The following is a 14,546-nucleotide window of genomic DNA, read 5'->3' on the forward strand; positions in this document are numbered from 1 at the left end:
GCCTACCAGCTTTTACCCGGCCCGGCCCCTCCGACGCCGAGCCAGGCACCGAGGGTCGCGGCAATGTCGGCAAAGCTCTCGCGACGCCCGACGGGTTCGCAGGACAGACCCGGTCCGAACGCCAGAATCGGAACGTGCTCGCGGGTATGGTCCGTGCCCCGCCAGGTCGGATCATTGCCGTGATCGGCCGTGATCACCGCGAGATCGCCGGGTCGCAGCACGCTCTCCAGCCGCGGCAGCAAATGGTCGAACGCCTCCAGCGCCGCTGCATAGCCCGGCACATCGCGCCGGTGGCCGTATTCGGTGTCGAAATCGACGAGATTGACGAAGCAGAAGCCGCCATCGGGCAGCCTGTCCCAGGCCTCGAGCGCAGCGTCGAGCATCGCCGCGTTGCCGAACGGCTTGATCTCTTCGCCGGTGGCGCGGTGGGCGAAGATATCGCCGATCTTGCCGACGGTGATCACCGCGCGGCCTTGCGCCTCCAGCCGGTCGAGCAGCGTCTCGCCGGGCGGCGGAATGGCGAAGTCCTTGCGGTTTCCGGTGCGGGTAAACCCTTTCTCGGGCGAGCCGATGAAGGGCCGAGCAATCACCCGGCCGATCCGCAGCGGATCGACCAGCCTGCGGGCGGTCCTGCACAGTCTGTAGAGCCGCTCCAGCCCGAAATGCTCCTCATGGGCCGCGATCTGGAGCACCGAATCGACCGAGGTGTAGCAGATCGGCTTGCCCGTCCGGATGTGCTCGGCTCCAAGCTCCTCGATGATGGTGACGCCGGGCGCATGCCTGTTGCCGAGGATACCTGGCAGGGCTCCTTCCTTGACGATGCCGGCTATGAGCTCCGGGGGGAACGAGTTCTCCAGCGCGGTAAAGTAGCCCCAATCGAACGTCACCGGGCAGCCTGCGATTTCCCAATGGCCGGACGGTGTATCCTTGCCCTGGCTGGTCTCGACGCCATAGCCCCATCGCCCCGCCACGCGCGATGGCTTCGCGACGCCGGCCAGCGGGCGGCCCGTGGAGGCTTCGCAGGCATGGGCGAGGCCGAGGCGCACCAGGTTCGGCAGATGCAGGGGTCCGCTGCGCAACCCGTCCCGGTCGCCTCGTCCGTCGGCGCAGGCCTGCGCGATATGGCCGAGCGTATCGGCGCCCTCGTCGCCATAGGTGGCGGCATCCTCGGCGCCACCGCAACCGACCGAGTCGAGCACGATGAGCAGGGCGCGTGGCATCCTCACTCCCTCACGGCAGCAGCGGCGACAGGTTCGAGATTGAGCGCGGCGGCGAGCAGCGCCTGCGTATAGGGCACGCGCGGACGCTCGAAGATCTCCTCCGCCGGCCCTTCCTCGACGACCTTGCCGTTCTGCATCACGACGACCCGGTGTGACAGCGCCCGCACCACCTTGAGATCGTGGCTGATGAAGAGGTAGCCGAGCTTGCGCTTGGCCTGCAGCCCGCGCAGCAGATCGACGATCTGCGCCTGCACCGACATGTCGAGCGCCGAGGTCGGCTCGTCCAGCACCACGAATTTCGGATCGAGTGCCATGGCGCGGGCGATCGCGATGCGCTGGCGCTGCCCGCCTGAGAACTCGTGCGGGTAGCGGTCCATCGCGGCGGGATCCAGCCCGACATCGGCAAGCGCCTGCGCCACGATGGCCCGTTTTGCCTCGTAGGACAGGCTCTTCTGCTGCACGCCGAGACCCTCGGCCACGATCTCCGCCACGGACATGCGCGGCGAAAGCGAACCATAGGGGTCCTGGAAGACGACCTGCAGATCCGCACGCTTCGGCCTGATCTGCTTGGACGACAATCCGTCGATCCGGTCGCCGAGAAAGACGATGGGTCCTTCCGACGCGATCAGCCTGAGGATGGCGAGGCCGAGCGTGGTCTTGCCCGAGCCGGATTCACCGACGACGCCCAGCGTCTCGCCTTCCCGGACCATGAGCGAAATGCCGTCCACCGCCTTCACATGGCCGGTCACGCGCCGCATGAACCCTGACTTGATCGGGAACCAGATCTTCATCGGCCCGGCTTCGAGCAGCGTCTCGGCGTCGGCGGGCACAGGCTCCGGCCGGCCCTTCGGCTCGGCCGCGAGCAGGCGCTTGGTGTAGGCATGCTGCGGGTTGCCGAAGATCTCCGCGACCGGCCCCTCCTCGACGATCTTGCCCTTCAGCATCACCACGACACGGTCGGCGATGCGCCTGACGATGCCGAGGTCATGGGTGATGAACAGCATCGCCATGCCGAGCCGGGCCTGAAGCTCCTTCAGCAGCGTCAGGATCTGCGCCTGCACGGTGACGTCGAGCGCCGTCGTGGGCTCGTCTGCGATCAGCAGGTCCGGCTCGTTGGCGAGCGCCATGGCGATCATCACGCGCTGGCGCTGTCCGCCCGAGAGCTGGTGCGGATAAGCGCCGAGCCGGCTTTCCGCGTCGCGGATGCCGACGAGGCCGAGCAGTTCGAGCGTGCGCGCCTTGGCCTTTTCGCCGCGCAGCCCCTTATGCAGCTCGAGAATTTCCCCGATCTGCTTCTGGATGGGATGCAGCGGATTCAGCGACGTCATCGGCTCCTGGAACACCATGGTGATGTCGTTGCCGCGCACCTTGCGCATCGCGTCCTCATCTGCCGCGATCAGATCCTGACCCTTGAACAGCACCTTGCCCGAGGGGTGGCTTGCCGCCGGATAGCTCAGCAGCTTCAGGATCGAGAGAGCGGAAACCGACTTGCCCGACCCGGATTCGCCGACGATCGCGACGGTCTCGCCCTGATCGATGGAAAAGGAAACCCGGTCGACCGCGAGCGTCTCGCGCCCGCCCTGGCGAAAGGCGACCGAGAGGTCTTCGACAGATAGTAGCGGCGCGCTCATGCGAAGGTTTTCCGCGGATCGAAGGCGTCCCGCACCGCTTCGCCGATGAAGATCAGCAGCGAGAGCATCAGCGCGATCACGGCAAAGCCGGAGAGGCCGAGCCAGGGCGCCTGAAGGTTGGCCTTGCCCTGCGCCAGCAATTCGCCAAGCGAGGGCGAGCCGGGCGGCAGGCCAAAGCCGAGGAAGTCGAGCGAGGTTAGCGTCGTGATCGAGCCGTTGAGGATGAAAGGCAGAAAGGTCAGCGTCGCCACCATCGCGTTCGGCAGGAGGTGGCGCCACATGATCGTGCGACTGGACAGGCCGAGCGCGCGGGCCGCCCGGACATATTCGAAGTTGCGCGCCCGCAAAAATTCAGCCCGAACGACGCCGACCAGCGACACCCAGGAGAACAGCAGCAGGATGCCGAGCAGCACGAAGAAGCTCGGCGTGATGATCGCCGCGACGATGATCAGCAGGTAAAGCGCCGGGATCGAGGTCCAGATCTCGATGACGCGCTGGAAAATCAGGTCGACCCAACCGCCGAAATAGCCTTGGACGGCCCCGGCCGCGATGCCGATCACCGAGGAGAAGGCGCACAGGATCAGCCCGAACAGCACCGAAATCCGAAAGCCATAGATCAGCCGCGCCACCACGTCGCGCCCTTGATCGTCGGTGCCGAGCCAGTTCCATTCGAGGTCGCGGCAGGTCGAGCCGCCGGTCCGCTCGGCGATGGTCTTGCACTGCTCGTCCTTGAGCATCCAGGTCGGCGGGGCCGGGGCGGGGACGGGCAAATCGAGATTGTTGGTGTTGTAGCGATACCGGATCGGCGGCCAGATCGCGAAACCGTTGGCGTCGATTTCCTTGGCGATAACCGGGTCGCGATAATCGGTCGTGGCGAGGAAGCCGCCGAACTTTTCCTCCGGATAGTTCACCGCCACCGGCACCAGCCACTCGCCCTTGTAACTGACGAGAAGGGGACGATCGTTTGCGATCAGCTCGGCAACGAGCGAGAGCAGGAACAGGGCGAGGAACAACCAGAGCGACCACCAGCCACGCCGGTTGGCCTTGAAGTTGTCGAGCCTGCGGCGATTGATCGGGGTCAGCTTCAGCCAGCCCTCACGCATCTGCGACGGCGCAAGCGGAGCATCGCTGCGGGCTGAGGGAGGCGGAGGCGCAAGGAGCGTGTCGCTCATCTCAAGCGTCCCGCGTCTCGAAATCGATGCGGGGATCGACCCAGCTATAGGTCAGGTCGGTGAGAAGATGCACGATCAGGCCGATCAGCGAGAAGATGTAGAGGTTGGCGAAGACGACGGGGTAATCGCGGTTGACGATCGCCTCGAAGGACAAAAGCCCGAGCCCATCCAGCGAGAAGATCGTCTCGATCAGCAGCGAGCCGGCAAACAGCGCGCTGACGAAGGCGCCGGGGAAGCCGGCGATCACGATCAGCATCGCGTTGCGGAAGACATGGCCGTAGAGCACCCCGCGCTCCGACAGCCCCTTCATCCGCGCGGTCAGGACGTATTGCTTCCTGATTTCGTCGAGGAATGAGTTCTTCGTCAGCAGCGTCGAGGTCGCGAAGGCGCCGAGCGCCATCGCGGTCACCGGCAGGGCGATATGCCAGAGATAGTCCTTGATCTTGCCGAGCAGCGAGAGCTGCGCCCAGTTGTCGGAGGTTAGGCCCCGCAGCGGGAAAATCTGCCAGAACGAGCCGCCGGCGAAGAGCACGATCAGCAGGATCGCGAACAGGAAACTCGGGATGGCGTAGCCGACGATGACGACGGCGCTTGTCCAGGTGTCGAAGCGCGATCCCTCCCGCACGGCCTTGCGAATGCCGAGCGGGATCGAGATCATGTAGGAGAGCAGCGTCATCCAGAGACCGAGCGAGATCGAGACCGGCAGCTTTTCCTTGATCAGCTGCAGCACCGGCGCGTCGCGGAAATAGCTGCGCCCGAAATCGAAGCGGGCATAGTCGGTCAGCATTTTCCAGAAGCGCTCGGGAGCCGGTTTGTCGAAGCCGAACTGCTTTTCCAGCTCCTTGATGAAGGCGGGATCGAGCCCCTGTGCGCCGCGATAGGCCGATGCGTCGCCATGCGCACCGCCATCGCCCCCCTGGCCGCCGCCGACACGATCGGCCGCGCCGCCATTGGGGTTTTGGAGCTGCGAGATCACGCGCTCGACCGGCCCGCCGGGCGCGAACTGAACGATGGTGAAGGACACCAGCAGGATGCCCAGCAGGGTCGGCACCATCAACGCGATGCGGCGGGCGATGTAGCTCAACACGTCCGGAACACCCCGTCATTGCGAGAAGGCGAAGCCGACGAAGCAATCCAGGGGGACTGGGTTGAACGCTTCTGCCCAGCCCCCTGGATTGCTTCGCGACGCTCGCAATGACGGCAAGGGCTTCGAAACGCCAACTCCATCACGCCTTCCCGATCCGCTTGGCTTTCTCGGCGTCGAACCACCAGGTTCCCGGCGCACCGGAGCCGAATTTAGGCTTGGTCTGCGGTCGCTCGAACATGTCCCAATGGGCGATCCAGGTCTCGTTGTTCCACCACATCGGAATCCAGTAGCGGCCGGCGCGCAGCAGCCGGTCGAGGCACTTGGCGGCGACCACGACCTCGGCATAGCTTTGCGCCTGGCCGATCTTTTCGATCATGGTGTCGATCGCGGGGCTGGCAACTCCGACGAGATTGCGCGAACCCGGCGTCTTCGCAGCTTCCGAACCATAGACGATCCGCAGGGAGTCGCTGGGGATCGCGCTGCCCGACAAGGCCTGGCTGACGATGTCGAAGTCGAACTCCTGCGTGCGCCGCTGATATTGCGCGGGGTCGACGAGGCGCGAGACCGCATTGATGCCGAGCCGCTTGAGATTGGCCTGGAAAGGCTGGGTATGCGGCTGCAGCGCCGGACTCGAATCGAGGAATTCGATCTCGAAGGGCTGGCCGTTTGGTAGCTTCAGCATGGTGCCGTCACGCTTGCAGCCGGCGGCGCGCAGCATCTCGTCGGCCTTGCGCAGCAGAGCGCGGTCGCTGCCGGAACCATCGGAGACCGGCGGCAGATAGGGCTCGCCGAAGACCTCGTCGGGAACCTGCCCACGGAACGGCTCCAGCAGTGCGAGCTCTTCGGGCGAAGGCTTGCCGACGGCCTTGGAGTCGGAGTTCTCGAAGTAGGACGTCATGCGCTCATAAGAGCCGAACATGATCGTTTTGCGCGTCCATTCGAAGTCGAACGCCAGGCCAATCGCCTCGCGGATACGCGGATCGGCGAATTTCTCGCGCCGCAGATTGAACAGCCAGCCTTGGGACGCCACCGGATCAGTCTTCGGCAGCGCCTCCTTCCTGACCTTGCCTTCCTTCATTGCGGGGAAATCGTAGCCTGTCGCCCAGAGGCGCGAGGTGAACTCCTCCTGGAAGGTGATGATGCCGCTCTTGAAGGCCTCGAACGCCACCTGCCGGTCGCGAAAATACTCCCAGCGTACCCGGTCGAAATTGTTGGTGCCGACATTCACGGCTAAATCCTTGGCCCAATAATCGGCCACGCGCTCGAACTCGATGAAACGCCCCTGCTCGAGGCGCCCGACCTTGTAGGCGCCGGAGCCGAGCGGCGGCTCCAGGGTCGAGGCGGTGAAATCCCGCGTCGACCAATATTTTTCCGAGAACACGGGCAGGCCGGCCACGATTAGATGCAGATCGCGGCTTCGTGTCGGGCTTAGGCTAATCACGGCGATGTCGTCACCCTCTGCCTCCGCCGAAACCAATTCGCCGAGCAGGAGACGGAAGGACGGGTGACCCTTCGCCTTCAGGATGTTGAGCGAAAAGGCGACATCGCGCGCAGTCACGCGCGAGCCGTCGCTGAACTTCGCCTCCGGGCGCAGCCGGAAGCGATAGGTCAGCCGGTCGGGCGAGACGGCCACGCTCTTCGCCAACAGCCCGTAGACGGAGCCGGGCTCGTCGCCGGAGCCGGCCATCAGGCTGTCGAAGCAGGCATCCATGCCGGCTGCGCCATCGCCCTGAAGCACGAAGGTGTTGAGCGTGTTGAAGGTGTCGAAGCTCTGGTTGCCGGCCGCCTGCTTGATCTGGAGCGTCAGCGTGCCGCCCTTGGGCGCCTTCGGGTTCACATAGGCGAAATTCGGGAAATCGGGCGGCAGCGCCAGCTCGCCGAAGACGGAGAGGCCGTGGATCTCGCCGTCCTGCGCCTGCGCCACCCCGGACAGTTCCGGCAGGGCAGCGGTCGCCGCCATGACGCCTCCGGCCTCCAACAGCCATCGGCGTGTGATGCGCATCGCCATCGTCTCGCGTCTCCTTCGTCCGAATCGCCTGATCCTATGTCGCCTGCCGGCGCCGGATCGGCAATGACGGTCTTTGGTCCGCGATTCCGGCGATGGTGAGGGCAAGCCAAGGCGCCGCATGAAAAAGCCGGGCACGAGGCCCGGCTTGATCGAAAGACTGACGCGCTTGCCTCGACGCCCGTCAGGGCTTCGGCAGCGGCTGTGGCGCGTCCGACAGCGTGTTAAGATAAGCGACCACGTCGGCGCGGGTGGTCGGGTTGCTGATGCCGGCAAAGGACATCGCAGTGCCCGGCACATAAGCCTTCGGGTTCTTCAGGAAATGGTCGAGGCCGTCGGCCTCCCACTTCTTGTCGTTGCGGGCTTTCATCGCGGCGGAATAGGCGAAGCCCTCGACGGCGCCTTCGCTGCGGCCGTAAACGCCGTAGAGATGCGGGCCGACCTTGTTGGCACCGCCCTTCTCGAAGTTATGGCAGGCCTTGCAGGCGGCGGTCGCCTTTTCGCCCTTGGCCGGGTCGGCCTTGGCAAGGCGCTCGACGATCGGCGGATCCTCGACGGCGGCGGGCGCAGCGCCGCCGGCAGCGGCCGGCTCGACGTTGGGCAGGTCGAAGCCGGGCACTTTGGGTTTGTGCGAGGTGAACACGATGCCGGACACCATCTGAAGCCCCATCACCACGAGCAGCGTGGAAAGAAGCGCGCCGGCGACTTTATTGGCCTCGATGTTCATCGTATCCGAACCCTGGAGCCTGCCGCAGCCGAGCCACGGAGACGGAGATTGCGCATGACGGAGCTTTGAAAAGCTCCAGCCTCGGCTGTTGCTTAACCGCTTTGCGCGCCCGATTGCAACTCGTATAAGCGCGCTTCCTAGAGACTTTTCGACGCTTCTCGCCAGCCGGCACGAGGCGCCGCCAGCACCCGCAGCGAGCCATGCCGAATCCGCTGATCCTGATCCCCGCCCGCATGGCGGCGACCCGCCTGCCGGGCAAGCCGCTTGCCGACATCCATGGCGAGCCGATGATCGTGCATGTCTGGCGCCGCGCTGTCGCGTCTGGCGCCGGAGACGTGGCGGTCGCCACGGATTCGCCGGACATCGTCGCGGCCATCGAGGCAGCGGGCGGCATGGCGGTGATGACCAGCACCGCCCATCAGACCGGCTCCGACCGCATCAAGGAAGCCGCCGACATCCTCGACCCGGAGCGGCGCTACGACATCATCGTCAACGTACAGGGGGATTTCCCGACGCTGGCGCCCTCCGCCATCGGCGAGGCGGTGAAGCCGCTTGCCGACCCGGCGGTGGATATCGCGACGCTCGCCGGCGAGATCACGGAGGAGGAGGAGAAGACAGCGCCCAGCGTGGTCAAGCTCATCGGCAGCGAGATCGGGCCGCGCCATCTGCGCGCCTTCTACTTCACTCGCGCCACCGCACCCTATGGCGAGGGGCCGCTCTACCACCATATCGGCCTGTATGCCTATCGCCGCCCCGCGCTCGAGCGCTTCGTCAGCTTGCCGCAATCGCCGCTGGAGCTGCGCGAAAAGCTCGAGCAGCTGCGGGCGCTGGAAAACGGCATGCGCATCGACGTGATGATCGTCGATCAGGTGCCGCGCGGCGTCGACACGCCGCCCGATCTCGACCGCGCCCGCGCGATCCTGAAGACCATCCGTGCCTGAGCCTGGAAAGCGCCCTATGTCCTTCGTCGTGTCCTATCAGGGTGAACCTGGAGCCTTCTCGTCCCAGGCCGCCCTGCAGGTGTTTCCGGACTGCGAACTCCTGCCTTGCCCGACGTTCGAGGATGCGCTTGCGGCCGTCAGCGACGGCAAGGCGCGCTACGGCATGATCCCGATCGACAATTCGATCGCCGGCCGCGTCGCCGACATCCATCATCTTCTGCCGCGCTCGGGGCTGCACATCATCGGCGAGCATTTCCTGCCGATCCGCTTCCATCTGATGGCGGTGGAGGGCGCGACGCTGGCGACGGTGAAAACCGTGCAGAGCCACATCCATGCGCTCGGCCAGTGCCGCAAGATCATCCGCAAGCTCGGCCTCAAGGCCGAGGTCGCTGCCGATACCGCCGGGTCCGCCCGGCAGGTCGCGGAGACCGGCGACGTGACCCATGCGGCCATTGCCCCCCGCATCGCCGCCGAGGTCTACGGCCTCAACATCCTGATGGAGGATATCGAGGACGAAAAGCACAATACGACCCGCTTCGTCGTGCTGTCGAAATATCCGGAATACGCGCGCCAAAGCGAGGCCAGGACGGTGACGACGCTGATGTTCCGCGTCCGCAACATTCCCGCCGCGCTTTACAAGGCGATGGGCGGTTTTGCCACCAACGGCGTCAACATGACGAAGCTCGAAAGCTACATGGTCGACGGGCTGTTCTCGGCGACGATGTTCTATGCCGATGTCGAGGGGCATCCCGACGACCCGGCGCTGCGCCGCGCGCTCGACGAACTCGCCTTCTTCTCGAAAGAGATGAGGATCATGGGCGTCTACCCGGCAAGCGAGTTCCGCTCGACCCTCGGAGAGCCGGCGGAATAGGGTGGCCGCCTCGGTATCATCCCCGTCATTGCGAGCGCAGCGAAGCAATCCAGAGCGGCAGAGCGCTACGTCCCCTGGATTGCTTCGCTCTGCTCGCAATGACGGGAAACCGCATCGCCTGTTGCCGACGTGCTGAGTTGTCTCGACCGCCGGTCAGCCTCGCGGCTCCATCGTCGAGACGTGAGCCGAGACGACCTTCCAGCCGAGATCGGCGAAGCGCACCCACGTTTGGCTCTGCCGGCCGACGAGATCGCGGCCGCGCAGCTTGAATTCGAGGTTTACCGTCGCGAAATCGCGGCCGAGCGTCAGGATTTCCAGCCTGAGCCGCTTCTCTTTCGATCCCGGTCCCGGCGGCCGCGCAACGCGATGGGCATGGATCTCGTCGAAGCCGTAGCCGTTCTCAGCGAAAGCGTAGCGGATCGTGTGCGGGCTGTTCCAGAAGGTGCGGTCCAGCACCGCGACGTCCTTGTCGATCAGCGCCTGCTCGTATGTCTCGAAGAGTTCGCCGATCTCCGCGACCACATCGGGCAGGTTGGGCGTCAGGTCCGTCACGCGGCATCCTCCATGGCGAGCGCGACGGCCAGCAATGCGGCATCCGTGCCACGGCCGCCGATGATCGAAAGCCCGACCGGCGCCCCGTCCACCGTCGCTCCCGGCAGGCTCACCTGGGGGTGGCCGGCAAGTCCCCCCTGGGCGCAGAGGCAGGTGATCCGGTCCCGCACCGGCCGCAGCGCAGGAATGGACTGGCCGCGCAGCGGCGCAGGGAAGGGCGTCGTCGGCAGGCACAGGATCGCGCCCGGTGACAGCAGATGGCGCATCCTGGCGCGCGCCTCCTCGCGCATCAGCGCTGCCCAGCCCTGATCGGCCGCCGAAACCTGCGAGCCAGCGATCAGCCCGGCCGCGACGCCGAAGGCCATGCGCGGATTGTGCTGCTCGATCCAGGGGCGGAAGGTCGCCCACGCCTCGACCGGTTGCAGGCAGCGTTGCGCCCGCGCCCAGACCGAAAGCCCCTGTGGCGCCATGATCTCCTCGCGCGCTGTCGCGCCGAGGATTTTTGCAAGCCGCTCGACCATGGGCCGCAACGCCTCGGCGACGTCGGGATCGGCGAAACCGAAGGCGTCGACCGCGATGATCAGCTGGTTCGGCAGCGGCCCCGGCGCCTCCCCGAGCATCGCAGTGCCGACCCTTGCGAAGGTGGCGGCATCCCGCGCGAACCAGCCGGCGGTGTCGGAACTGGGCGCCTGCGGCATCAGCCCGCTCAAATCGAGCCGGCCATGGGTCGGGCGGATGCCGTAAAGCCCGCAGAAGCTCGCCGGCACCCGCATCGAACCGCCGGTATCCGTGCCAAGCGCGGTGTCGCACAAACCGGCGGCTACCGCAGCCGCCGAGCCTGACGAAGAGCCGCCCGGCACGCGCTCCGGTGCGGCGCTGTTCAGCGGCGTGCCGTCGAAGGCGCTTTCGCCGAGAATTCCGAGCGAAACTTCGTCCGTGACCGTCTTGCCGACGAGTTCCGCTCCGGCGTCGAGCAGGCGCTGAACCGCCCAGGCGTGACGAGCGGGAACGGGGTTCGCCTTGGCCCAATCGTGATTGCCGCCGCCGGTCGGCACGCCTGCGACGTCAAAAAGATCCTTGACCGCAAAGGTCAGGCCGGAAAGCGGGCCGCCCTGTGTGCCGGCGATACGGGCACGCGGCCCCGGTACGAAGGCGTTGACGGCGTCCGTCATGCTTCCAGCGCCCCGAGATCGCGGTTGTCGTTAAAAGCGGACGGCGTCAGGGCTTTTCGCCTTCGATCGCCCAGGCGCGCACCAGCGTGTTGGCGATCGCGATATGCTGCGGGCACGACAGCCCGTCGGGATGGGCGCCCTCCATCATCTGAAGCACTTCGTCGCGGGAGAACCAGCGGCCGTCCTCCAGCTCCGACATGTCGAGCGTGATCTCGTCGCCCAATGCCTCGGCGATGCAGCCGACCATGATGGAGGAGGGGAATGGCCAGGGCTGGGAGGCGAGATAGCGCACCGTGCCGATGCGCAAGCCGGTCTCTTCCCAGCTCTCGCGCCGCACCGCGTTCTCCAGGGTTTCGCCCGGCTCGACGAAGCCGGCGATGCAGGAGTACATGCCCGGCGCGAAACGCGACTGGCGCGCCAGCAGGCAGTTGTCGCCGCGCGTCACCAGCATGATCACGACCGGGTCGGTGCGCGGAAAATGCATCGCGCCGCAATTGCTGCATTCGCGCCGCCAGCCGGAGGCGCCCGCGACGGTCGTCCCGCCGCATTGCGCGCAGAAGCGATGGCGAGCGTGCCAGTCCAGGACGGCCTTGGCTTCGCCGAGGGGCCCGATCTCATCGGTCGGCACGAGACGCTTCAGCGCCACCGAGCGCAGATCGGTCAGCAGCAACTCGGGCCGTGCCGTCAGCGGCTCGATCAGCGCGCGGTCGAGCAGGCGGCCGAAGCGTGGCGAGCCATCTTCCGCCATGCCCAGAAAGATCTCCTCCAGCGCGGGTCCGAGCATCTCGGTCTCGCCATGGCTGAACCAGATCGAGAGTTCGTCCGTGCCCATGCGGTTCAGCACCGGCGTCTCGCCGGCCACCACCGTGATGCGGGTGTCGGAGCGGTGGCGCAGCGCGCTCACCGCATCGGGTTTGTTGCGCAGGTCTTCGCGCCGGTCGAGCCGGTTATCCGCAAATCCTGTGAGGGCGGAGCGTTCGCGGCGAGGCGTCGTGTCGGTCATGGCAAGGGTCTAACGCCGCGTGGCGGGGGTGCGCAAGCGCCTCGCGCGCCGATCTTCCACGACGCGTCAGCCCTTGTCGCGCCCGCGCAGCATGTGGATGATCCCCGAGAAATCCGCGTCGCCTTCGCCCCAGGCATTGTGCAGCCCGAACAACTGCGCGGCGGCGGCTCCCAGCGGCGTCGATGCGCCGGCGCTCTGTGCCGCCTCCTGCGCGAGCTTGAGGTCTTTCAGCATCAAGGCCGAGGCGAAACCGGGCTTGTAGTCGTTGTTGGCCGGCGAGGTCGGCACCGGCCCCGGCACAGGGCAATAGGTCGTCAGCGACCAGCATTGCCCTGACGAAGTCGAAGCCACGTCGAAGAGCGATTGATGCGAAAGGCCGAGCTTTTCCGCCAGAACGAAGGCCTCGGACACGCCGATCATCGAGACGCCGAGGATCATGTTGTTGCAGATCTTCGCGGCCTGGCCGTTTCCGGCGGCGCCGCAATGCACGATCTTGCGGCCCATCCTGGCCAGAACAGGCTCGCCGCGATCGAACGCTTCCTCGCTGCCGCCGACCATGAAGGTCAGCGTGCCGCCCTTCGCGCCGCCGGTGCCGCCGGAAACCGGCGCATCCAGCGACAGGCAGCCATGTTCGGCTGCGAGCGCATGCGCTTTCCGGGCGCTCTCGACATCGATCGTCGAGGAATCGATCAGGAGCGTGCCGGGCTTAACCGCCGGCAGAATATCGGCCCACACTGTCAGCACATGCTTGCCCGCGGGGAGCATCGTAACGACGATCTCGGCCTCGGCGACAGCTTCCTTCGCGGAAGCAGCGATGCCGACGCCGAGTTCGGCAGCAGCCTGCCGCGAAGCTTCGACGAGATCGAAAGCTTTGACGCTATGTCCAGCCTTGACGAGGTTCCCGGCCATCGGGCCGCCCATATTGCCGAGGCCGATAAAGGCGATGCTGCTCATGGTGCCATCTCTCCCTAGTTCTGACGTGAGCAGCGCTGCTCAATTCCCCTTCGCACGGCCGACCAGCCCGCGCGCGACGATCATCCGCATCACCTCGTTGGTGCCTTCGAGGATCTGGTGGACGCGGAGATCTCGGACGATCTTCTCGATGCCGTAATCGGCGAGATAGCCGTAGCCGCCATGGATTTGCAGGGCGTCGTTGGCGACCTCGAAGCCGGTGTCGGTCGCGATGCGCTTGGCCATGGCGCAAAGCTTGGTCGCGTCCGGTGCCTTGGCATCGAGGGCGGCGGCGGCGCGCCACAACAAGCTGCGGGCCGCCTCCAACTCAGTCGCCATGTCGGCGAGCTTGAACTGCAGCGCCTGAAAATCCGCGATCGCCGAGCCGAAAGCCCTGCGTTCTTTCGCGTAGGCAATGGATTTGTCGAGCGCGGCTTGAGCCCCGCCGATAGAGCAGGCGCCGATATTCAGCCRCCCGCCATCGAGCCCCGCCATCGCGATCTTGAAGCCGATGCCCTCTGGCCCCAGTCGGTTGGCGACGGGTACGCGGCAGTTCTCGAAGATCACCGCACGCGTCGGCTGGGCGTTCCAGCCCATTTTCTTTTCCTCGGCGCCGAAGGAGAGGCCGGGCGTGCCCTTCTCGACCACCAGTGTCGAGATGCCCTTGGGACCGGCCTCGCCAGTGCGCACCATCACGACATAAATGTCGGAAACACCAGCGCCCGAGATGAACTGCTTTTGCCCGTCGAGGACGTAATGCTCGCCGTCGAGCACCGCCTTGGTCTTCAGCGCGGCGGCGTCCGACCCGGCACCAGGCTCGGTCAGGCAATAGCTCGCCAGATGCTCCATCGTGCAGAGCTTCGGCAGGACGCGCTGGCGCTGCTCGTCCGACCCATAGCGGTCGATCATCCAGGCGCACATGTTGTGGATCGAGATATAGGCCGCGACCGTCGGACATCCCGTCGAAAGCGCTTCGAAGATCAGGGCTGCGTCGAGGCGGCTCAAGCCCGACCCGCCGACATCCTCCTGGATATAAATGCCGCCCATGCCGAGCGCGGCCGCTTGGCGCATTTCCTCGACAGGGAAATGCTTCTCCTCGTCCCAGCGCGTGGCGTTGGGCGCGAGGGTATCAGTGGCGAAAGCGGTGGCCATCTCCTGGATGGCGAGTTGATCCTCGGTCAACGAGAACATGGCCACCTCGTTTCTATCCGCTC

Annotated in this window: 13 protein-coding genes; 2 read left to right on the forward strand and 11 right to left on the reverse strand. The window is 65.9% G+C overall.

Features of this window, described 5'->3' with window-relative positions; genetic code table 11:
* Positions 1-2: 2 nt before the first annotated feature.
* From AC1DR6_RS07145 to AC1DR6_RS07170, 6 genes are all read right to left on the reverse strand, one after another.
* Positions 3-1,220, reverse strand: coding sequence for a phosphopentomutase (locus AC1DR6_RS07145; protein WP_476828510.1), 1,218 nt, complete (start codon positions 1,218-1,220; stop codon positions 3-5).
* Between the two features lie 2 nt (positions 1,221-1,222).
* The gene (locus AC1DR6_RS07150) at positions 1,223-2,851 is read right to left on the reverse strand and encodes an ABC transporter ATP-binding protein (protein WP_476828511.1); all 1,629 of its coding nucleotides are present in this window, start codon (positions 2,849-2,851) and stop codon (positions 1,223-1,225) included.
* On the reverse strand, positions 2,848-4,023 hold the full coding sequence (locus AC1DR6_RS07155; protein WP_476828512.1) for an ABC transporter permease: 1,176 nt from the start codon (positions 4,021-4,023) through the stop codon (positions 2,848-2,850). Before AC1DR6_RS07155 ends, AC1DR6_RS07150 begins: the two co-directional genes overlap by 4 nt.
* A 1-nt stretch (position 4,024) precedes the next feature.
* Complete coding sequence (locus tag AC1DR6_RS07160; protein WP_476828513.1) at positions 4,025-5,110, reverse strand: microcin C ABC transporter permease YejB; 1,086 nt, start codon at positions 5,108-5,110, stop codon at positions 4,025-4,027.
* Positions 5,111-5,249: 139 nt separating this feature from the next.
* Positions 5,250-7,118 (reverse strand): extracellular solute-binding protein, encoded by a 1,869-nt coding sequence (locus tag AC1DR6_RS07165; RefSeq protein ID WP_476828514.1) that lies wholly within the window; start codon positions 7,116-7,118, stop codon positions 5,250-5,252.
* Between the two features lie 181 nt (positions 7,119-7,299).
* A complete protein-coding gene (locus AC1DR6_RS07170; protein ID WP_476828515.1) occupies positions 7,300-7,842 on the reverse strand; it encodes a c-type cytochrome in 543 nt (180 codons plus the stop codon).
* Positions 7,843-8,042: 200 nt separating this feature from the next.
* On the opposite strand from AC1DR6_RS07170, the gene AC1DR6_RS07175 reads away from it, so the two are divergent.
* Together AC1DR6_RS07175 and AC1DR6_RS07180 are read left to right on the forward strand one after the other, a co-directional pair.
* Positions 8,043-8,783, forward strand: coding sequence for a 3-deoxy-manno-octulosonate cytidylyltransferase (locus tag AC1DR6_RS07175; RefSeq protein ID WP_476828516.1), 741 nt, complete (start codon positions 8,043-8,045; stop codon positions 8,781-8,783).
* 16 nt (positions 8,784-8,799) lie between these two features.
* On the forward strand, positions 8,800-9,654 hold the full coding sequence (locus AC1DR6_RS07180) for a prephenate dehydratase (RefSeq protein WP_476828517.1): 855 nt from the start codon (positions 8,800-8,802) through the stop codon (positions 9,652-9,654).
* A 153-nt stretch (positions 9,655-9,807) separates the two neighbouring features.
* On the opposite strand, the gene hpxZ is transcribed toward AC1DR6_RS07180, so the two are convergent.
* From hpxZ to AC1DR6_RS07205, 5 genes are all read right to left on the reverse strand, one after another.
* Positions 9,808-10,206, reverse strand: coding sequence for an oxalurate catabolism protein HpxZ (gene hpxZ, locus AC1DR6_RS07185; RefSeq protein ID WP_476828518.1), 399 nt, complete (start codon positions 10,204-10,206; stop codon positions 9,808-9,810).
* Entirely contained in the window at positions 10,203-11,378 is a 1,176-nt protein-coding gene (locus tag AC1DR6_RS07190; RefSeq protein WP_476828519.1) for an amidase, read from the reverse strand. The genes hpxZ and AC1DR6_RS07190 overlap by 4 nt, the downstream gene beginning before the upstream one ends.
* A gap of 46 nt (positions 11,379-11,424) precedes the next feature.
* Positions 11,425-12,381 carry an NAD(+) diphosphatase gene (gene nudC / locus AC1DR6_RS07195; protein WP_476828520.1) on the reverse strand — a complete coding sequence of 319 codons (957 nt, stop codon included), beginning with the start codon at positions 12,379-12,381 and terminating at the stop codon, positions 11,425-11,427.
* Between the two features lie 66 nt (positions 12,382-12,447).
* Positions 12,448-13,335: a 3-hydroxyisobutyrate dehydrogenase gene (mmsB, locus tag AC1DR6_RS07200; protein ID WP_476828521.1), complete on the reverse strand. Its 888-nt coding sequence runs from the start codon at positions 13,333-13,335 to the stop codon at positions 12,448-12,450.
* A gap of 39 nt (positions 13,336-13,374) precedes the next feature.
* On the reverse strand, positions 13,375-14,523 hold the full coding sequence (locus tag AC1DR6_RS07205) for an isobutyryl-CoA dehydrogenase (protein ID WP_476828522.1): 1,149 nt from the start codon (positions 14,521-14,523) through the stop codon (positions 13,375-13,377).
* Positions 14,524-14,546 lie beyond the last annotated feature (23 nt).

This window comes from Allobosea sp. P5_A5 (assembly GCF_056400625.1).